This is a genomic window from Noviherbaspirillum aridicola (assembly GCF_019656455.1).
GTDB classification, from domain to species: Bacteria; Pseudomonadota; Gammaproteobacteria; order Burkholderiales; family Burkholderiaceae_D; genus Noviherbaspirillum; species Noviherbaspirillum aridicola.
Genome location: NZ_BPMK01000017.1, coordinates 39,527 through 59,170 on the forward strand (window position 1 = coordinate 39,527; position 19,644 = coordinate 59,170).

At 65.2% G+C, this 19,644-nt stretch carries 16 protein-coding genes and 1 pseudogene; 7 read left to right on the forward strand and 10 right to left on the reverse strand.

Features of this window, described 5'->3' with window-relative positions; all coding sequences use genetic code 11:
- The first annotated feature begins 40 nt into the window (after window positions 1-40).
- Together aroKB and NCCP691_RS17500 are read left to right on the forward strand one after the other, a co-directional pair.
- Window positions 41-1,682 (forward strand): annotated as a pseudogene (gene aroKB, locus NCCP691_RS17495) (bifunctional shikimate kinase/3-dehydroquinate synthase AroKB).
- Window positions 1,682-2,824, forward strand: coding sequence for a deoxyguanosinetriphosphate triphosphohydrolase (locus NCCP691_RS17500; RefSeq protein ID WP_220809850.1), 1,143 nt, complete (start codon window positions 1,682-1,684; stop codon window positions 2,822-2,824). Before aroKB ends, NCCP691_RS17500 begins: the two are co-directional and overlap by 1 nt.
- On the opposite strand, the gene NCCP691_RS17505 is transcribed toward NCCP691_RS17500, so the two are convergent.
- From NCCP691_RS17505 to NCCP691_RS17540, 8 genes are all read right to left on the reverse strand, one after another.
- Window positions 2,821-3,912 (reverse strand): enoyl-CoA hydratase/isomerase family protein, encoded by a 1,092-nt coding sequence (locus tag NCCP691_RS17505; protein ID WP_220809851.1) that lies wholly within the window; start codon window positions 3,910-3,912, stop codon window positions 2,821-2,823. The genes NCCP691_RS17500 and NCCP691_RS17505 overlap by 4 nt on opposite strands.
- Before the next feature lie 138 nt (window positions 3,913-4,050).
- Window positions 4,051-4,398 (reverse strand): ribosome hibernation-promoting factor, HPF/YfiA family, encoded by a 348-nt coding sequence (hpf, locus tag NCCP691_RS17510; protein ID WP_220809852.1) that lies wholly within the window; start codon window positions 4,396-4,398, stop codon window positions 4,051-4,053.
- Between the two features lie 96 nt (window positions 4,399-4,494).
- Window positions 4,495-5,976 carry an RNA polymerase factor sigma-54 gene (locus NCCP691_RS17515; protein WP_220809853.1) on the reverse strand — a complete coding sequence of 494 codons (1,482 nt, stop codon included), beginning with the start codon at window positions 5,974-5,976 and terminating at the stop codon, window positions 4,495-4,497.
- A gap of 17 nt (window positions 5,977-5,993) precedes the next feature.
- Window positions 5,994-6,734 (reverse strand): LPS export ABC transporter ATP-binding protein, encoded by a 741-nt coding sequence (gene lptB, locus NCCP691_RS17520; protein ID WP_220809854.1) that lies wholly within the window; start codon window positions 6,732-6,734, stop codon window positions 5,994-5,996.
- 1 nt (window position 6,735) lies between these two features.
- Window positions 6,736-7,281 (reverse strand): lipopolysaccharide transport periplasmic protein LptA, encoded by a 546-nt coding sequence (lptA, locus tag NCCP691_RS17525; protein ID WP_220809855.1) that lies wholly within the window; start codon window positions 7,279-7,281, stop codon window positions 6,736-6,738.
- A gap of 37 nt (window positions 7,282-7,318) precedes the next feature.
- Window positions 7,319-7,909: an LPS export ABC transporter periplasmic protein LptC gene (gene lptC, locus NCCP691_RS17530; protein WP_220809856.1), complete on the reverse strand. Its 591-nt coding sequence runs from the start codon at window positions 7,907-7,909 to the stop codon at window positions 7,319-7,321.
- On the reverse strand, window positions 7,906-8,430 hold the full coding sequence (locus NCCP691_RS17535) for a KdsC family phosphatase (protein ID WP_220809857.1): 525 nt from the start codon (window positions 8,428-8,430) through the stop codon (window positions 7,906-7,908). The genes lptC and NCCP691_RS17535 overlap by 4 nt, the downstream gene beginning before the upstream one ends.
- Window positions 8,430-9,458 carry a KpsF/GutQ family sugar-phosphate isomerase gene (locus tag NCCP691_RS17540; RefSeq protein ID WP_220809858.1) on the reverse strand — a complete coding sequence of 343 codons (1,029 nt, stop codon included), beginning with the start codon at window positions 9,456-9,458 and terminating at the stop codon, window positions 8,430-8,432. Before NCCP691_RS17540 ends, NCCP691_RS17535 begins: the two co-directional genes overlap by 1 nt.
- Window positions 9,459-9,682: 224 nt before the next feature.
- Here NCCP691_RS17540 and NCCP691_RS17545 point away from each other — a divergent pair, with 224 nt between their 5' ends.
- Both NCCP691_RS17545 and NCCP691_RS17550 read left to right on the forward strand, forming a co-directional pair.
- Window positions 9,683-11,668 (forward strand): monovalent cation:proton antiporter family protein, encoded by a 1,986-nt coding sequence (locus NCCP691_RS17545; RefSeq protein ID WP_220809859.1) that lies wholly within the window; start codon window positions 9,683-9,685, stop codon window positions 11,666-11,668.
- A gap of 79 nt (window positions 11,669-11,747) precedes the next feature.
- Window positions 11,748-12,662 (forward strand): AEC family transporter, encoded by a 915-nt coding sequence (locus NCCP691_RS17550; RefSeq protein ID WP_220809860.1) that lies wholly within the window; start codon window positions 11,748-11,750, stop codon window positions 12,660-12,662.
- A gap of 21 nt (window positions 12,663-12,683) precedes the next feature.
- On the opposite strand, the gene NCCP691_RS17555 is transcribed toward NCCP691_RS17550, so the two are convergent.
- Window positions 12,684-12,956 (reverse strand): acylphosphatase, encoded by a 273-nt coding sequence (locus tag NCCP691_RS17555; RefSeq protein ID WP_220809861.1) that lies wholly within the window; start codon window positions 12,954-12,956, stop codon window positions 12,684-12,686.
- A 10-nt stretch (window positions 12,957-12,966) separates the two neighbouring features.
- Window positions 12,967-15,819: an excinuclease ABC subunit UvrA gene (gene uvrA, locus NCCP691_RS17560; RefSeq protein WP_220809862.1), complete on the reverse strand. Its 2,853-nt coding sequence runs from the start codon at window positions 15,817-15,819 to the stop codon at window positions 12,967-12,969.
- Window positions 15,820-15,968: 149 nt separating this feature from the next.
- Here uvrA and NCCP691_RS17565 point away from each other — a divergent pair, with 149 nt between their 5' ends.
- The 3 genes from NCCP691_RS17565 to NCCP691_RS17575 all read left to right on the forward strand — a co-directional run bounded on the left by NCCP691_RS17565 (window position 15,969) and on the right by NCCP691_RS17575 (window position 19,641).
- Window positions 15,969-17,159: an MFS transporter gene (locus tag NCCP691_RS17565; protein ID WP_220809863.1), complete on the forward strand. Its 1,191-nt coding sequence runs from the start codon at window positions 15,969-15,971 to the stop codon at window positions 17,157-17,159.
- 43 nt (window positions 17,160-17,202) lie between these two features.
- Window positions 17,203-17,712, forward strand: a complete 510-nt coding sequence (ssb, locus tag NCCP691_RS17570; RefSeq protein ID WP_220809864.1) for a single-stranded DNA-binding protein — start codon at window positions 17,203-17,205, stop codon at window positions 17,710-17,712.
- A gap of 264 nt (window positions 17,713-17,976) precedes the next feature.
- On the forward strand, window positions 17,977-19,641 hold the full coding sequence (locus tag NCCP691_RS17575; protein ID WP_220809865.1) for a putative bifunctional diguanylate cyclase/phosphodiesterase: 1,665 nt from the start codon (window positions 17,977-17,979) through the stop codon (window positions 19,639-19,641).
- Window positions 19,642-19,644: the final 3 nt, after the last annotated feature.

A 19,644-nucleotide genomic window follows, 5' to 3' on the forward strand; every position in this document is an offset into this window, starting at 1 on the left:
GGGGCGCCGCGGCCCGGCGAGGGAAGAAGGATGCGATGACGTGGTAGACAACATATTCCTGGTCGGCCTGATGGGGGCCGGCAAGACCACCATCGGCCGTGCCCTCGCCCGGCGACTCAACAAGACCTTCATCGACTCGGATCACGAGATCGAGGCCCGCACCGGCGCCTCGATTCCGCTCATTTTCGAGATCGAGGGCGAGGCCAGTTTCCGCCACCGGGAGGCCGAGGTCATCCGCGACCTCACTGCGCGCAGCAATATCGTGCTCGCCACCGGCGGCGGCGCCATTCTGAAGCCGGAAAATCGCGAGCTGCTCAAGGCACGCGGAACGGTCATCTACCTGCGCGCCAGCGTCGCCAGCATCCTTGCCCGCACGGCCCACGACAAGAACCGTCCGCTGCTGCAGACCGCCGATCCGCGTGCCCGGCTCGAACAGCTGACCCGGGAACGCGAGCCGCTTTACGAGGAAGTCGCCCACTTCGTGGTCGAAACCGGCCGTCCTAACGTACAATTGCTGGTCAATACCATCGTCGCCCAGCTGGAAGCAGGCTCCGCCAACCAGCCGCGCGACTAGCCCAGATTGCCAGATGACGCAGCACATTTCCCCGATCACCCTGCAGGTCGATCTCGGGGAGCGCAGCTATCCGATCACCATCGGCCAGTCGCTCCTTTCCGATCCTGACCTGATTGCCCGCCACGTCGGACGCCGCGCGGCCATCGTCACGAACACGACGGTGGCGCCGCTCTACCTCGAGCGCCTCGCGCAGGTCCTGGCCGCCGCCGGCAAGGAAGTCACCACCATCGTCCTGCCGGACGGCGAGGAAGAAAAGAACTGGGCCTCGCTGATGCAGGTGTACGACGTGCTGCTGCGGGAGAAATGCGATCGCAAGACGACCCTGATCGCCCTCGGCGGCGGGGTCATCGGCGACCTCACCGGGTTCGCGGCCGCCACCTACATGCGCGGCGTGCCTTTCGTGCAGGTGCCGACCACCCTGCTGGCGCAGGTGGATTCCTCGGTCGGCGGCAAGACCGGCATCAACCACCCGCTCGGCAAGAACATGATCGGCGCCTTCTACCAGCCGCAGGCAGTGATCGCCGACACCGCCACGCTCGACACCCTGCCGGCGCGCGAGCTTGCCGCCGGCCTGGCCGAAGTGATCAAGCATGGCGCCATCATCGATGCCGGCTTCTTCGACTGGATCGAGGCCAACATCGGGCGGCTCGTCGGCCGCGACCCCGCCGCGCTCGCCTGGGCGGTGCAGCGGTCCTGCGAGATCAAGGCCGACGTGGTGCGCCAGGATGAGCGCGAGGGCGGCCTGCGCGCCATCCTCAACTTCGGCCACACTTTCGGCCACGCGATCGAGGCCGGCCTCGGCTACGGCGAATGGCTGCACGGCGAAGCCGTCGGATGCGGCATGGTCATGGCCGCCGACCTCTCGCAGCGGCTGGGTTTCATCGAGGCCGGTGCCGCGCGCAGGATACGCGGGCTGGTCGAGGCCGCCGGCCTGCCCGTGGTGGCGCCCGACCTCGGTCTCGAGCGCTGGATCGAACTGATGCAGGTCGACAAGAAGAACGAGGGCGGCCAGATCAAGTTCATCCTGCTCAGGCCGCTCGGCGCCACCGTCATCATGCCGGTGCCTTCCGAAGCCCTGCACGCCACCATCAGCGCCTGCACCCGGTGATGGACGTCGAAGCGCATCTCGCCCCCTATGCTGCCCGATCGGCCGCATCGCGCGGGCGGTGCTTCCCCGAACCGGCGCCGCCGACACGCAGCGAATTTCAGCGCGACCGCGACCGCATCATCCATTCCACCGCTTTCCGCCGGCTTGAATACAAGACCCAGGTCTTCGTCAATCACGAGGGCGACCTGTTCCGCACCCGCCTCACGCACAGCATCGAAGTCGCGCAGATCGCGCGCTCCATCGCCCGCAACCTGCACCTGAACGAAGACCTGGTGGAAGCCATCTCCCTGGCCCACGATCTCGGCCATACCCCCTTCGGCCATGCCGGGCAGGATGCGCTCAACGACTGCATGAAGGACTACGGCGGCTTCGAGCACAATCTGCAGAGCCTGCGCGTGGTCGACGAGCTGGAAGAGCATTACGGCGCCTTCGACGGCCTCAACCTGAGCTTCGAGACGCGCGAGGGCATCCTCAAGCATTGCTCGCTGGCGAACGCGCGCAGGCTCGGCGATGTCGGCCAGCGCATCATCGACAAGCATCAGCCTTCACTGGAAGCGCAGCTGGCCAATCTTGCCGACGAGATCGCTTACAACAACCACGACATCGACGACGGCCTGCGCTCCGGCCTGCTGACCACGGCGCAGCTCGACGAGATCGGATTCTGGACGCGGCATCGCCGGGAAGTGGAGCAGGCCTACCCGGGCATCGGCGGGCGCCGCGCCATCCACGAAACGATACGCCGCATGATCAATGCGCTGATCATGGATCTGATCGCCGCCTCGCAGGAACGCATCGCCGGCCACGCGCCGAAGAACATCGACGAAGTGCGCCGCGCGCCGCCGCTGATCGCGTTTTCAGCGCGGATGAGCGAGGAAGCGCTGCAGCTCAAGCGCTTCCTGCGCGCCAATCTCTACCAGCACTATCAGGTCAATCGCATGACCAGCAAGGCGCGGCGCATCGTGCGCGAACTGTTCGCCGCCTTCATGGAAGAGCCGCGGCTGCTGCCGCCTGACTATCAGCTGCCCGGCGGCGACACGATGCGCCAGGCGCGCAAGGTGGCCGACTATATCGCCGGCATGACGGACCGCTACGCCATGCGGGAGCACCGCAGGCTGTTCATGGTCGACGAGCCGCAGAACTAGGCCAGGTCGCGCAGCGGATGCGCATGATCCGGCCAGGGCGGCGCGAAAAATGCCGCCACCCGCGCGTCATCCACTTCTTCCAGCGAGCCGGGATTCCATTGCGGCGCATTGTCCTTGTCGATCACCAGGGCCCGTATGCCTTCCAGCACCTCGCCGTATTCGAAGCTGCGGCGCACCATGTTGCGCTCCATCCGCAGGCACTCCGCCACGCTCATCGAGGCGCCGCGGCGAAGCTGCTCGAGCGTCACGCACATCATCAGCGGCGATCGCTTGCGCATCACCTCGGCCGTCTTCTGCGCGAAGGGCGAGCTGTCGGCGGCAAGCGCGGCGAGAATCGCCGGAACATTGTCATGTCCGAAGCAGCGGTCGATCGTTTCATGCGCGGCGCTCAGCGTGCTGCCGGCCGGATCGCACTGGTCGCGGAAGGGCGCGGCGAAGCCGCGGACCGCTTCGCGCATGTCCGGTCCCTCATGGGCGGCGAGGCTCGCGATCAGCGTTTCCAGCTCCGCCGCCGGGATGAAGACATCGGCCAGGCCGGCGTACAGCGCGTCGGCCGCCGAAATGGTTTCGCCGGTCACGCCGAGATAGGCGCCGACACAGCCGGGCGTGCGCGCCAGGAAGTGGCTGCCGCCGACGTCCGGGAACAGGCCGATATTCACTTCCGGCATGGCCATCTTCGTCCGCTCGGTGACGACCCGCATCCGGTTGTCCGGACCCGCCTGCGCGACACCCATGCCGCCCCCCATCACGATGCCATCCATCAGCGCGATATACGGCTTCGGGTAGAAATGGATCAGGTGATTGAGCGCGTATTCCTCGGAAAAGAAATCCTCGAGCAGGGTGCTGCCGCCGCCGGGCGTCGCCCGGCCCGCGTCATGGAAGAAGCGGATGTCGCCGCCGGCGCAGAATGCGCGGTCGCTGCTGCTGCGGATCAGGACGGCATGCACGGCCGCATCCTCCCGCCATGCAAGCAGTTGCGCGGTCAGTGCGCGCACCATGTCGAGCGACAGCGAGTTGAGTGCCTTGGGACGATCGAGGGTGAGCAGGCCGAGGCGGCCGCGGACTTCTGCTTGCAGGTGTTGGGTCATGGTTGTTGTAGTCGTCGGCAGGAAGAATATTGTAGCCAGTGTCGGTCCGGGGCGTCAGTCGCGCCGCCGACAGTCCGGCGAGGGGCAAACAAAAAGGGCGCATCGCTGCGCCCCATGGTCTTGCCCGACTACCGGATATCAGGCGACGCTTGCCTCGCCCGGCATGCGCTTGATGGCGTCATGCTGATAGTCCTGAAGCTTGGTCTTGTACCTGAGGACCTGGCGGTCCAGTTTGTCGATCAGGCTGTCGATGGCTGCGTAAAGGTCTTGCGCAAAGCTCTCCACATGAATCACGTTTCCCCTGAGCCGGACGTTGACTTCGGCTCTCTGGCGCTTGTCCTTTTCGGCGGGCTTTTCCACCCCGAGGATGACGGCAATATCAATGACATGGTCGAAATGACGAAGAACTCGATCGAGCTTGGCCTTCACATATTCGCGAATGGCGGGTGTCAGTTCGAGGTGATGTCCACTGATCATGAGATTCATACAGCGCTCCTAAATTTGGCGTCGCTGGCGGTTCTCGTCGTGCCCGCGTAACCCAGGGCTACGGCGGAACACAGCAACTCAACACACTACACGGACCTACAGGGATTTGCGCAGATTGACCGGCGGGATCTTGAGGGCCTCGCGGTATTTCGCGACTGTGCGCCGCGCGACGACCATTCCTTGTTCCCCCAGCATATCCGCGATCTTGCTATCAGAGAATGGATTCTTCGGGTCTTCGGCTCCTATCAACTGTTTGATCAGCGCGCGAATTGCGGTGGAGGACGCTTCGCCCCCCGCCTCCGTCGCAACGTGGCTGCCGAAAAAGTACTTCAGCTCGAACATGCCGTGAGGGGTAAGCATGTACTTCTGCGTCGTTACGCGAGAGATAGTGCTCTCGTGTAAGCCCAGTGTATCAGCAATTTCACGCAAGACAAGGGGCCGCATGGCAACCGCGCCGTGGGAGAAAAAATTTCGTTGACGGTCGACAATTGCTTGTGCAACGCGCAATATCGTGTCGAAGCGCTGCCGCATGTTCTTGATCAGCCACTTCGCTTCCTGCAGCTGTGAACTGAGCGAGCCTTCGCCCTTGTTCTGCTTGAGGATGCTGGCGTACATCGCGTTCACGCGCAGGCGCGGCATGACGTCGTGGTTGAGCATCACCTGCCAGCCGTTCTTGCCCTTCTTGACGATCACGTCGGGCACCACGAAGTCGGAGGCGTCGGATGCGAACAGGGCGCCCGGATGCGGATTGCAGCAGCGGATCACCTGCTGCGCCTCGCGCAGGTCCTCGTCGTCGCAGTCGAGCGCCTTCTTGAGCTTGTTGAAGTCGCGCTGCGCAAACAGCGTGAGGTGGTTCTCGACGATCTGCAGCGCGCGCCGCCGGGTCACCAGCGCGACCTTCGGCATGCGGCGGATCTGCAGCGCCAGGCATTCCGACGGGGTGCGGGCTCCGATGCCGGCCGGCTCGAAGCTCTGCACGAGCCTGAGCGCGACCCTGAGTTCTTCCAGTTCGACGCCGAGCTCTTCAGGCAGACGGGCGTGGATCTCTTCCAGCGGTTCTTCCAGATAACCGTTGTCGTCGAGCGCGTCGACGATGAGTTCCACCAGCGCGCGGTCGCGCGTCTCCCTTACCGTTACCCGCATCTGCTCGAGCAGGTGTTCCCGCAGCGTGACTTCGTGGGCTTCCAGCTGCGGCCGCGCATCGTCGTCCTCCGGCGCCTTGGAGGTGCGCGCGACGTCGTCGAAGCTCCAGTCGCTGTCGGCACCGCCGCCCTCGGCGGATTCGCCTCCCTCGAAGCCGGCTTCGGCCTCCTGGCCGCTTGCCGGCGCGGCGTCGGCGGCCGGCGCTTCGGATGATGCCGAGCTGCTTGCCGCGGTACTGATGGCGCCGTCGGCGAGCAGCCGCACGGAGTGGTCCAGCGGGTCGTCCACCCGTTCCAGCATCGGGTTTTCGGACAGGATCTGTTCCAGCTCCTGGTGCAGTTCCAGCGTCGACAGCTGCAGCAGCCGGATCGACTGCTGCAGCTGCGGCGTGAGCGCAAGATGCTGCGATATGCGAAGTTGGAGGGTCTGTTTCATTTTGCTGAGTCTCTTCCCTACATCCGGAAGTGTTCGCCCAAGTAGACGCGCCGCACCGACTCGTTGGCAATGATGTCGTCCGGCAGCCCGCTGGCCAGCACCGATCCCTGGTTGATGATGTATGCGCGGTCGCAGATGCCCAGCGTCTCGCGCACGTTGTGATCGGTGATCAGCACGCCTATTCCACGCTCCTTCAGGAAGCGCACGATGCGCTGGATTTCGATCACCGCGATCGGATCGACGCCCGCGAACGGCTCGTCGAGCAGCACGAAGCGCGGATTGGTCGCCAGCGCGCGTGCGATCTCGACCCGCCGGCGCTCGCCGCCGGACAGGGACAGGGCCTGGTTTTCCCGCAGGCGTTCGATCTGCAGTTCCGACAGCAGCCGGTCCAGCCGCTTGTCGATTTCCGCCTTGGACAGCGGCTTGTCGTCGATGCGCTGCAGTTCGAGCACCGCGCGGATATTGTCCTCGACCGTCAGCTTGCGGAAAACCGATGCTTCCTGCGGCAGGTAGGACAGGCCGAGCACCGCGCGGCGATGGATGGGCAGGCGCGAGATCGGCGCGCCGTCGAGATCGATCTCGCCGGCGTCCGACGGCACCAGGCCGACGATCATGTAGAACGACGTGGTCTTGCCCGCGCCGTTGGGTCCGAGCAGGCCGACCACTTCGCCGCTCTTGACCTCGAGCGAGACGTCGCGCACCACCTGCCTGGCGCCATAGCTCTTCTGCAAGCCGCGGACGACGAGTGTGCTCACCATGTCACTTGCCCTGTGCTTCGTTGCGCGGCTGGATCACCGCCTTGATGCGGCCGCCGCCCGGCTTGCTTTCGCCGGTGTTGGTGTTGTGCACGGTGAAGAATTCGGCCCGGCTGTCGTAGGAAATGAATTCCCCCTCGACCTCGTCGGTGACCTTCTGCGCTTCGAGTCGGCGCATCTTGGCGCGGGTAAACAGTTTCACGATCTCGATCTTGCCGTCGTACTCGATGCGCTCCGCCTCGCCTTCGATCCACTGGTCGTTGCCGGCGTCGCGCTTCTGCCGGAAAGTGGCCACGCCCTTGGCGCCGCCGAGCAGCGTCGCGTACTGGTAGCCCTGCGGATCCTGCGTCACGATCAGCTTGTTGGCGCGCATGAGCAGCGTTCCGCGGGTGAGCACGACGTTGCCGGTGAAGGTGTTCACCTGCTTCACGTCGTCATAGGCCATCTGGTCGGCTTCGATATTGGTCGGCTTGGTGCTGTCTGCCTTTTCCGCATGCAGCGGGCCGGCGACCGCGCCGAGAACCAGAAGCAACAGAAAGAAACGTGTCATGAATGATCCTGAAGGGTTGGCTACAAGTTATCTTGATTCAGCGCGGCGGTGCTTGATACGTGCCATGGACATCGTTCGCCAGCCGCAGCTCGCGGGTGGCATTGTTGGCCCACATGCCGGTACCGTTCAGCACTGACTGTCCTACCGTGATCTCGACCGGGACGTCGGTCTTGACCACGTCCTCGTCCGGCAGGATCAGCAGATGCGACGACCGCAGATGCATCTCGCGCGAGTCGGCCGACGCGGCGCGGTCCATGCGCACATTGTCGTACAGGTTCACTTCGCTGTAATCGCTGTTGGCGGTGCCGCGGTCGCCGCGCAGCGTGGTCGGCGGCTTGCCCTCGCTGCGGTTGGTGATGACCGGGGCGGTGATGTCGTAGGAATCGTCAAGCGGGTTGTGCACCAGCTTCGCCCCCGAGAAGTGATACGAGGTGCGGCCGGTCGTCCTGGAAATTTTCACGTAGCTGAAATTCTCCAGGTAAAAATCCGGTTCGGTCCGCTGCGCACGCTGGCCCTGCTCGTCGTCGCCGCGCCGGATCACCTCGAACAGCCAGAAACTGCCAAGCGCGAGCACGGCGAGAAGCACGATCACGATCGCGCTGCGCACGTGTCGGGCATTGTCTCTCATGCGAGGTAGGGCGCCAGCGCCGACTCGTATTGGCCCTGCGCCCGCATGATGAAATCGCACAGTTCGCGCGCCGCGCCCCGGCCGCCGCCGGCCTGCGTCACGTAATGGACGCGGCTGCGCACCTCGGGATGGCCGTTCGGCACGCTGGCGGCGAATGCAACGCGGGTCAGGATGGGCAGATCGATGACGTCGTCGCCGACGAATCCGCAGGCATCGGCGCCGACGCCCGCCTGGGCGAGCAACTGCTCGAAGGCCTGGCGCTTGTCATGCGCGCCCTGGAACAGGTGCATGATGCCGAGGTCGGCCGCGCGGCGCGCCACGATCTCCGACTTGCGCGCGCTGATGATGGCCGTGGCGACGCCCGAGCGCTGCAGCAGCTTGATGCCGTGGCCGTCGAGTACATTGAAGGTCTTGATGAGTTCGCCGTCGGCTCCGTAGTGCAGGCTGCCGTCGGTGAGAATGCCGTCGACGTCGAAGATCATCAGCCGCACGCGGGCGGCGCGGGAAGCGGCGTCCTGCATCAGATCACCTTCGCACGGGTCAGGTCGTGGATATGCAGCGCGCCGACCAGGCGTCCGTCGGCATCGGTCACGAGCAACTGGTTGATGCGGAATTCTTCCATCTTCTCGACCGCTTCCACCGCCAGCTGATCGGGACCGACGGTACGCGGATTGCGGTGCATGACATCGGACATCTTCAGCGCGCCGAATTCATGCGCGCCTTCGATCAGGCGGCGCAGGTCGCCGTCGGTGAATACGCCGAGGACGCGGAAATTCTCGTCCACCACCGCCGTCATCGCCAGGCCCTTGCGGGTGATCTCAAGCAGGGCGGTGGTCAGCGGCACTTCCGGGCGCACGGCCGGAATCGCGTCGCCGGTGCGCATGACGTCGCGTACATGCGTGAGCAGGCGCCGGCCGAGCGCGCCGCCCGGGTGTGACATCGCGAAGTCCTCTTCCCGGAAGCCGCGCGCATCCAGCAGGGCCACCGCCAGCGCATCGCCGAGCGCGAGCGCCGCCGTGGTGCTGGCCGTCGGCGCCAGGTTAAGCGGACAGGCTTCCTTGTCCACCTTCGCATGCAGATGGATGTCTGCCAGCTGCGCCAGGCGCGACTTGTCGTTGCCGGTGATGGCGATCAGCGGCGCGCCCATGCGCTTGAGGAAGGGGATGATGGAAATGAATTCGTTGGCTTCGCCGGAATACGAGATGGCGATCATCGCATCGTGGCGGGTGATCATGCCGAGGTCGCCGTGCAGCGCCTCCGCCGCGTGCACGAACATCGCGGGGGTGCCGGTGGAGGCGAGGGTGGCCGCGATCTTGCGCGCGATATGGCCGGACTTGCCGATGCCGGAGACGACGACGCGGCCCGTGCAGGCGAGCAGGACTTCCATCGCGCGCGCGAATTCCGCGCCGACGTCCCCCGCGAGCCGGTCCTTCAGCGCGAGAATGGCATCGGCTTCGATCTGCAGGGTTTCACGGGCGAGCTCCAGGCCGCGCGTGGCCGTTTTTGTATTGAAAGCTTTCGGCAAGCTTTTTGCATCGGTTACACTCATGCGCGCAGTATAAACTAATTGCGCAAGCAAAAAATCTGCCAGTCATAACAAAAATTCCAGCCTTGAGCTGACTCAAGCGGAGGGCGCAGCGGCTAAGTCTTTCATTCTGAAGAGAAAATTGCCGGTGCTCACATCGTCGCGGCGATCGTCGCGATGCTCCGCCAGCTTGCTCGGGCCGGCCCGACAACCCACGCGCCGCCACCCGTCGCGATGCATTGCCGAACATGTTTTCAGCACTAGAACTGACGCTCATGCTGCTCGGATCCGCCGTGCTCGGCGTCGTGGCCTTCCGCATGCTGCACCTGCCCCCGATGCTCGGCTATCTCGCCGTCGGCATCGTGATCGGTCCGCACGGGCTCGGCCTGGCGAGCGAAAACCATACGACCCACACCCTGGCGGAATTCGGCGTCGTCTTCCTGATGTTCTCGATCGGGCTCGAGTTCTCGCTGCCGAAGCTGACCGCCATGCGGCGGACTGTGTTCGGCCTCGGCATGGCGCAGGTGCTGCTGACCATCGTCGCGGTCATGCTGTTCGGCTGGCTCGTCGCCAGCCTGCTGCCGGGCGTGATCGACATCTCCTGGCGTGCGGCGTTCGCGCTCGGCGGCGCGCTGGCGATGTCCTCGACCGCCATCGTGTCGAAGATGCTGACCGAGCGGCTCGAACTCGACAGTCCGCACGGCCGCCAGATTTTCGGCATCCTGCTGTTCCAGGACCTCGCGTTCGTGCCGCTCCTGATCCTGGTGCCGGCCCTGGCGACCAACAGCGACGACCTCGGCCTGACGCTGTCGCTGGCGGCGATGAAGGCCGGCATCGTGCTCGTGCTGCTGCTGGTGATCGGTCAGCGCCTGATGCGCGGCTGGTTCCGCATCGTGGTCAAGCGGCGTTCGCAGGAACTGTTCATGCTGAACCTGCTGCTGATCACGCTCGGCGCCGCCTGGATCACCGAGCAGGCGGGGCTGTCGCTGGCGCTCGGCGCCTTCGTCGCCGGCATGCTGATTTCGGAAACCGAATACCGCCACCAGGTGGAAGAAGACATCAAGCCCTTCCGCGACGTGCTGCTCGGCCTGTTCTTCATCACCATCGGCATGCTGCTCAACGTGCGGCTGGTGCTGGAAAACTGGTGGCTGGTGCTGCTGTTGCTGACCGGCCCGGTGCTGATGAAATTCGCGCTCATCGCGGCACTGGCGCGGCTCACCGGCGCCACCACCGGCACCGCGCTGCGGACCGGCCTGGCGCTGGCGCAGGCCGGCGAGTTCGGTTTCGTGCTGCTCAGCCAGGCCGGCGGCCTGCGCCTGATGGACCAGCAGCTGATCCAGCTGATCCTGGCATCGATGGTGCTGTCGATGCTGCTGGCGCCGCTGATCATCGCCAAGTCCGACCGGATCGTGCTGAAGCTGTCGGCCAACGAATGGATGATGCAGTCGCTGACGCTGACCCAGATCGCCGCCCGCACCATGACCACGCAGAAGCATGTGCTGATCGCCGGCTTCGGCCGCAGCGGCCAGAGCCTGGCGAAGCTGCTGGAGGAAGAGGGCATCGCCTACCACGCGCTCGACCTGGATCCCGACCGGGTGCGGGAGGCGCAGGCGGCGGGCGCGGCGGTCTCCTACGGCGACGCAGGGCGGCGCGAGAGCCTGGTGGCGGCCGGCATTCATCGCGCCGCGGCCCTGGTCATCACCTTCGCCAGCACGCCGTCCGCGCTGAAGGTGCTGCACTTTGCGCATGAGCTCGCGCCCGAACTGCCGGTGGTCGTGCGCAGCCACGACGATTCGGACCTGGAACGCCTGCGCGAGGCGGGCGCGGCGGAAGTGGTGCCGGAGGCGATCGAAGGCAGTCTCATGCTGGCCTCGCATGCGCTGGTCATGCTCGGCGTGCCGCTGCGGCGCGTCGTGCATCGCGTGCAGGCCGCGCGCGACGAACGCTATGCCTCGCTGCGCGGATACTTTCACGGCGTCAGCGACGCGCCGGAGGATGCCGAGCATCTGCATGTGCGGCTGCATTCGGTGACCCTGCATGAAGACGCGCGCGCCGTCGGCCTCGCGCTGTCGGAGCTGCGGCTGGCGGAAGTCGGTGCCGAGGCGACCATTCTGCGACGCGGGAAGTCGCGCGTCGACGTCAAGCCGGCCACCGTGCTGCAGGCCGGCGACATCGTGGTCCTGCGCGGCACCGCGGAGGGCGTGGCGCGCGCCGAAGAGCGCCTGCTCAAATAGCGTTTTTCCTGCAGAAAACGCGAGACGGGCGTTCTCGCTACAATGACCGGCGGCGTCCTACCTGTCGGAATTCCTCTTCATGCAAGTCTTCGAGCGCATCCTCGGCATCATCCTGCCGGTCTTCATCATCATCGCGGTGGGTTATGGTTACGGCCGCCTGCGGGGGGAGCGGGTGCGTAAGGACATGGGCTCGGTCAACCGGGTCAGCATGGATGTGCTGTGTCCGCTGCTGGTGTTTTCCGCGCTGGCAGCGAAGGAGTTCGATCTCGTTCACAACGGCAGTCTCATCCTCGCCGGCGTGCTGATCTCGCTTGGCTCGGGGCTGCTGGCCTGGCCTGTCGTGCGCATGCTCGGCTACGATGCGCGCACCTTCATCCCGCCGATGATGTACAACAATTGCGGCAACATGGGCCTGCCGCTGGCGGTGCTGGCCTTCGGCACTGCCGGGTTGTCCGCCGCGGTCGCGCTGTTCATGGCCTGCAACCTGATCTACTTCTCGGTCGGCATCAAGATCATCGAGAGCGGGCGCGACCGGCACACGCCTTTCTGGAAATTCCTGATGAGTCCGATGATGCTGGCCATGGCGCTCGGCATGGTGTTCGCGATCTTCCGCATCGCCCTGCCGCAGCCGCTGATGCTGGCGCTGAAGATGCTCGGCGATGCCTGCATTCCGCTCATGCTGTTTGCGCTGGGTGTGAGGATGCTGGATGTGAGTCTGAAGAGCTGGCACATCGGCCTGGTGGGCGCGGCCGTCTGTCCGCTGGCGGGACTGGCCGTGGCATGGATGCTCGACCGCATGGCGGGCGGCCTGCTGCCGCTGACGGACATGCAGCGCGGGCAGATGTATCTATTCGCCGCGCTGCCGCCCGCGGTGTTCTGCTTCATGGTGGCGGAGCAGTACAAGCAGGAACCGGACAAGGTCGCCTCCATTGTGCTGCTCGGGAATCTCGCGGCGCTCGCGTTCGTGCCGCTGGGCCTGTGGATGGGTATGTAGGGAAGCCGGCTGTCGCCGCCGCTATGCGGTGGGCAGTACCCGGAAGCCGCTGTTGCCAGGCTCCTCGGCCGGCGTCGCCTCGACATCGTCGACGCGGGACATCGCCGGTCCGCGGGCCGCGTCGGCAATGATCTGCTCCACGTCCGCCGCGCCACCCGTCACCAGCGCCTCCACCGAACCGTCCGCGCGGTTGCGCACCCAGCCCGACAGGCCGAGCGCGCGGGCCCGCGCCTCGAACCAGGCGCGGTAGCCGACGCCCTGCACGCGCCCGGTAATCCGCAGGTGCTTCGCCACCTTGCCCCCCTTACTTCTTCTTCAGCATCGGCGCGAGGTACCTGCCGGTGAAGCTGGCCGGATTCTTCGCCACGTCTTCCGGCGTGCCGCTGGCGATGATCTGTCCGCCGCCGGCGCCGCCCTCGGGACCGAGGTCGACGATCCAGTCCGCGGTCTTGATCACGTCCAGGTTGTGCTCGATGATGACCACGGTATTGCCCTGGTCGCGCAGACGGTGGATCACCTTCAGCAGCAGGTCGATGTCGTGGAAGTGCAGGCCGGTGGTCGGCTCGTCCAGGATGTAGAGCGTGCGCCCGGTATCGCGCTTGGACAGTTCCAGCGACAGCTTGACGCGCTGCGCCTCGCCGCCCGACAGCGTGGTCGCGCTCTGGCCGAGGCGGATGTAGCCGAGGCCGACGTCGAGCAGGGTCTGCAGCTTGCGCGCGATGACCGGCACCGGCTTGAAGAACTCGTGCGCTTCCTCGACCGTCATCTCCAGCACTTCATGGATGTTGCGGCCCTTGTACTGGACTTCCAGCGTCTCGCGGTTGTAGCGCTTGCCGTGGCAGACGTCGCAGGGCACGTAGACGTCGGGCAGGAAGTGCATCTCCACCTTGGTCACGCCGTCGCCCTGGCAGGCTTCGCAGCGGCCGCCCTTGACGTTGAACGAGAATCGGCCGGCGGAATAGCCGCGTTCCTTGGCGGTCGGCACCGTCGAGAACAGGTCGCGGATCGGCGTGAACACGCCGGTGTAGGTCGCCGGATTGGAGCGCGGCGTGCGCCCGATCGGCGCCTGGTCGACCGAGATCACCTTGTCGAAATGCTCGAGGCCGCTGATGCTTTCATAGGCTGCCGGTTCCGTCTGCGAGCCGTAGAGATGGCGCGCGGCCGCATGATAGAGCGTGTCGTTGACCAGCGTCGATTTGCCCGAGCCGGATACGCCGGTGACGCAGGTCAGCAGGCCGACCGGCAGCTCCAGCGTCACGTTGCGCAGGTTGTTGCCGGAGGCGCCGGCGATCACCAGCTGGCGCTCCGGGTCGGCCGGCGTGCGCTTCTTCGGCACGTGGATGGCCAGCGTGCCGTTCAGGTACTTGGCGGTCAGCGATTTCTTGTTCTTCAGGATGTCGTTGAGCGGGCCGCGCGCGATGACCTCGCCGCCATGCACGCCGGCGCCCACGCCCATGTCGACGATATAGTCGGCACAGCGGATCGCATCTTCGTCATGCTCCACCACCAGCACGCTGTTGCCGATGTCGCGCAGGTGCTTGAGGGTGGCGATCAGGCGGTCGTTGTCGCGCTGATGCAGGCCGATGGACGGCTCGTCGAGCACATACATGACGCCGGTCAGACCGGAGCCGATCTGCGACGCCAGGCGGATGCGCTGCGCCTCGCCGCCGGACAGGGTGTCGGCGCTGCGTTCCAGCGAGAGATAGTCGAGGCCGACATTGTTGAGGAACTTCAGGCGCGAGACGATTTCCTTGATGATCCTGTCGGCGATCTCCTTCTTGGCGCCGGTCAGCTTGAGCGATTCGAAGAATTCCAGCGTCTCGCGCAGCGGCGTCGCCGATACCTCGTAGATCGCGCGCTGCTGCTTGCCGTTGCCCACCTTGACGTGGCAGGCCTCCAGCCGCAGGCGCGCGCCCTTGCAGGTCGGACATTCCTTCTGGTTGATGAACTTCGCCAGTTCTTCCTTGACCGCCATCGAGTCGGTCTCGCGGTAGCGCCGCTGGAGGTTGTTCACCACGCCTTCGAAAGTGTGCTCGCGCACCACGGTCCGGCCGCGTTCATTGATGTAGGAGAACGGCACCGTCTGCCGGCCCGAGCCGTACAGCACCACCTGCCGCGCCGATTCCGGCAGCTTGTCGAACGGCGTGTCGATATCGAAGCCGTAGTGCTCGGCCAGGTTCGACAGCATCTGGAAATAGAACTGGTTGCGACGGTCCCATCCCTTGACCGCGCCGCTGGCGAGCGACAGGTTGGGGAAGGCGACGATGCGCTTGGGGTCGAAGAACTCGATGTGGCCGAGGCCGTCGCACTCCGGGCAGGCGCCCATCGGATTGTTGAACGAGAACAGGCGCGGCTCCAGCTCCTGCAGCGAATAGCCGCAGACGGCGCAGGCGAACTTGTTGGAATAGAGATGTTCCTTGCCGCTGTCCATTTCCAGCACGATCGCGCGCCCGTCGGCGAGGCGCAGCGCCGTTTCGAAGCTTTCGGCCAGCCGCTGCTTGGCATCGGCCTTCACCTTCAGGCGGTCGATCACGACGTCGATGGTGTGCTTTTCGGTTTTCTTCAGTTTCGGCAGGTCGTCGACCTCGTAGATCTTCGCCGCGTGCGTGCCGCTCTGAATGCGGAAACGGATGAAGCCCTGCGCCTGCATTTGTTCGAACAGGTCGACGTGCTCGCCCTTGCGGTTGGCCACCACCGGCGCCAGGATCATCAGCTTGGTGTCTTCAGGCATGCCCAGCACCGCGTCCACCATCTGCGATACCGACTGCGCGGCCAGCGGATGCTCATTGTGGTCGGGGCAGTAGGGCGTGCCGACGCGGGCATACAGCAGGCGCAGGTAGTCGTGGATCTCGGTGACGGTGCCGACGGTGGAGCGCGGATTGTGCGAGGTCGCCTTCTGCTCGATCGAGATCGCGGGCGACAGGCCCTCGATCAGGTCGACATCCGGCTTTTCCATCAGCTGCAGGAACTGGCGCGCATAGGCCGACAGCGATTCGACATAGCGCCGCTGGCCTTCCGCATAGAGCGTGTCGAAGGCGAGCGACGACTTGCCGGAACCCGACAGGCCGGTAATCACGATGAGCTGGTTGCGCGGTAATTCGAGATTGATGTTTTTCAGGTTGTGGGTACGGGCACCACGAATTCTGATTTCTTCCATGAACAGCCTTTACTTGTTACAAGTCCTTCAAGTCCTTGCAGGCAGCCGCTTGTTGCGGGTCAACCTGTTACTATAACGGGTTTTGAAGCCCGTCGTATCAGGCCGCACCCTCCATGTCTTCCAGCCCCGCCGTCGCTCCCGGCTCCCGCATGAGCGCAACCGAAATCCGCGCCAGCGTCTCGCTGGCGTCGATTTTTGCGCTGCGCATGCTCGGCATGTTCCTGATCCTCCCGGTGTTCTCGGTCCATGCGCGATCCATGCCCGGCGGTGAGAGCGCGACCCTGGTCGGACTGGCGCTCGGCATCTACGGCCTGACGCAGTCCTTCGGCCAGATTCCCTATGGCATGGCGTCGGACAAATACGGGCGCAAGCCGGTCATCGTGATCGGGCTGTTGTTGTTTGCACTCGGTTCCTTCATCGCCGCCGTCGCCGAGACCCTGCCCTGGGTCATCGCCGGCCGCGCGATACAGGGCGCGGGCGCCATCTCCGCCGCGGTTACCGCCTTCATCGCCGACAGCACGCGGGAAGAGCACCGGACCAAGGCGATGGCCATGGTCGGAGGCTCGATCGGACTGACTTTCGCGTTTTCCCTGATCGCGGCGCCGGCGATGTATGCGGCGATCGGCATGGGCGGCATCTTCGCGCTCACCGGCGTGCTCTCGCTCCTGGCAATCCTGGTGGTGATCTATGTGGTGCCGCCGGCGCCGCAGGTGATCGCGACCAGTCGCGTGCCGTTCAGCGAGATATTGCGCAATCCCGAACTGATGCGTCTGAACTTCGGCGTATTCGCGCTGCACATGACGCAGATGGCCATGTTCGTCGTGGTGCCCTCCGCCCTGGTGCAATATGCCGGTCTGCCGGTGGCCGCGCACTGGAAGGTCTATCTGCCGGTAGTGCTGGCATCGTTTGCGCTGATGCTGCCGCCTGTTTTCGCCGGCGAGCGGCACGGCAAGATGAAGCAGGTCTTCGTCGGCGCCGTGGCGCTGATGCTGCTGGTGCAGCTCGGCCTTGCCGCCTTCCTCGGTGCCGGCAGCCTGCACTGGTCGCTGCTGGTGGCGCTGCTGCTGGCATTCTTTGTCGCATTCAACATTCTCGAGGCCTGCCAGCCCTCGCTGGTGTCGCGCATTGCGCCGCCCGCGGGCAAGGGCAGCGCGCTCGGCGTCTACAACACCCTGCAGGCGCTCGGCCTGTTCTGCGGCGGCGCGGTCGGCGGCTGGCTGCAGCAGCACGCGGGCGCGGCTTCGGTGTTCGTCCTCGGGGCGGTTCTCACTATTGCCTGGCTTATAATTGCCGCGCGCATGAAAGAATTGCCGCGCCGCGCCGCCGCGGCAGCCGCCTGAGCCTTCGCTCTCATCACTATCGATTCCGCTTTAGGAGAAATTTATGGCATCAGTCAACAAAGTCATCATCGTCGGCAACCTCGGGCGGGATCCGGAAACGCGTTACATGCCCAATGGCGACGCGGTCACCAACGTTGCCGTCGCCACCACCGAAAGCTGGAAGGACAAGAACACCGGCGAGAAGAAAGAACTCACCGAGTGGCACCGCATCACCTTCTATCGCAAGCTCGCGGAGATCGCCGGCCAGTACCTGAAGAAGGGCAGCCAGGTCTACGTCGAAGGCCGCCTGCAGACCCGCAAGTGGACCGACAAGGATGGCGTCGAGCGCTACACCACCGAAATCATCGCCGACACCATGCAGATGCTGGGCAGCCGCCAGGGTTCGGGCGGCGGCGGCGCGCCGGCCGGCGGCGGCTACGGCGGCGGCATGGACGACGACTATGGCAGCCCGGCGCCCGCCCAGCGCCAGGGCGGTGGCGGCGGTTCCGCTCCCCGCAGCGCCCCGCGTCCGGCGCCGAACTTCAGCGACATGGATGACGACATCCCGTTCTGATCGGCTCGCTTCACCGTGCCCCCGAAAAGCCCCGCAATCTGCGGGGCTTTTCTTTTTTAAATCAGGCACATGTTTCTTTTTGTGCAGTTTCTCGTTTAAGATTTCCCGATATCATCTTTCTTGACTACAATCTGTTAGTAAGCGCAACAGTTTCGGCTGGCGCTGCCGCTAATCAGGGTATGCGGCACGCCCCTTTACCCACTTGACATGTTTTCCGTTCGCCGAGACCGCCAGCAACTGGGCCCGACCCAGGTAGACAGCCTCATGGAAGCCGCCGGTGATGCGGTTTTTCGTCTTGGCACGGACGGCCGCATTCTGTTTGCCAGCAAGCGGGCCCGCGCGCTGACGGGATGCGAAGTCGGCCTGGAAGGCAGGCTGATGGCGGAACTGATCCCGCGCGACAACCATCCCGCCGTGCTTGCCGCCCTGCGCGAGGCGCTCGAGTCTCCGGGGCTTCCGAGCCGGGTCAACGCCCGCCTGAACACCCCCACGGTCGCACTCTGGATGGAGCTTCAGGTCAGCGCCTATCGCAACGAAGCGGGCCACGCCGAACTGCTGGTGGTGGGCAGGGATATCTCGGGGCAGCTGGCGACCGAGGAAAGGCTGCGGCACATGGCGACCCACGACGCGCTGACCGGCCTGCCGAACCGCTCGCTGCTGTCCGACCGCATCCGCATGAGCATCAGCCAGGCGCGCCGCACCGGCCGCGGCTTTGCCATCCTCGCGCTCGATCTCGACGGTTTCAAGAAAGTCAACGACGCGCTCGGCCATCCCGTCGGCGACGCGCTGCTGCGGATAGCGGCTTCACGCCTGGCCGAGACGCTGCGGCACGTGGATACCCTGGCGCGCGTCGGCGGCGACGAGTTCGTCGCGGTGCTGCCCGGCGCCGTTTCGGAACCCGAGATACAGATGATCGGACGGCGCATGATTTCGACCATGCAGCTGCCGTTCGAAATCGACGGCCACACGTTATACGTCGGCTGCTCCATCGGCGGCGCCGTCTTCCCCGAACATGGCGACAGCGAGGTCAAGCTGCTCGCCCACGCCGACGCCGCGATGTACCGCGCCAAGGAGACCGGCAAGGCGCGCTGCGTAGTCTACAACCACGCACGCTTCACCCAGCCGGAGCATGACGTGTCGATGGAAGCCGCGATGTTCCAGGCGGTGCGCGACGGCGAATTCCTGCTTCACTACCAGCCCATCGTCGATGCCCGCACGCGCCAGATCATGGGCTTCGAGGCGCTGATGCGATGGAACCGGCCCGGCCAGGGCATGGTGTCGCCGGCGCAGTTCATTCCCATGGCCGAGAGCAACGGGCTGATCAACCTGCTCGGCGCCTGGGCGATGAAGGCCGCCTGCGTGCAGATCAAGCGCTTCGAGGAAATCGCGGGCCGTCCGCTGTATGTGTCGGTCAACGTCAGCCCGCGCCAGTTCCGCAACGACCAGTTCATCGATGTCGTGGACGAGGCGCTGGCCCTGTCCGGCCTGGACGGCGAGAAGCTGCTGCTGGAGATTACCGAAGGCATCCTGATGGCCGATCCGGAGCATGCCGAGAGTCTGCTGACGGCGATGACCGCGCGCCGGCTGAAGATCGCCATCGACGACTTCGGCACCGGCTATTCGTCGCTGGCCTACCTCAAGCGCTTCCCCATCGCCACGCTCAAGATCGATCGCGCCTTCATCAAGGATTTGCCGTCCTCGGTCAAGGATGTGGCCATCTGCAACGTGATGCTGAGCCTGGCCAGCCACTTGAACCTGAACACCGTGGCCGAAGGCGTGGAGAAGGAAGAACAGATGGACTTCCTTGCCGCCCACGGCTGCAGCATGATCCAGGGGTTCCTCACCGGCCGGCCCCTGATGCCGTCCGACGCCGCCGCCCTGCTCAAGGCCCAGGCGGCGGCGGAAACCGCGGCGCACCAGATCGGATAGGGA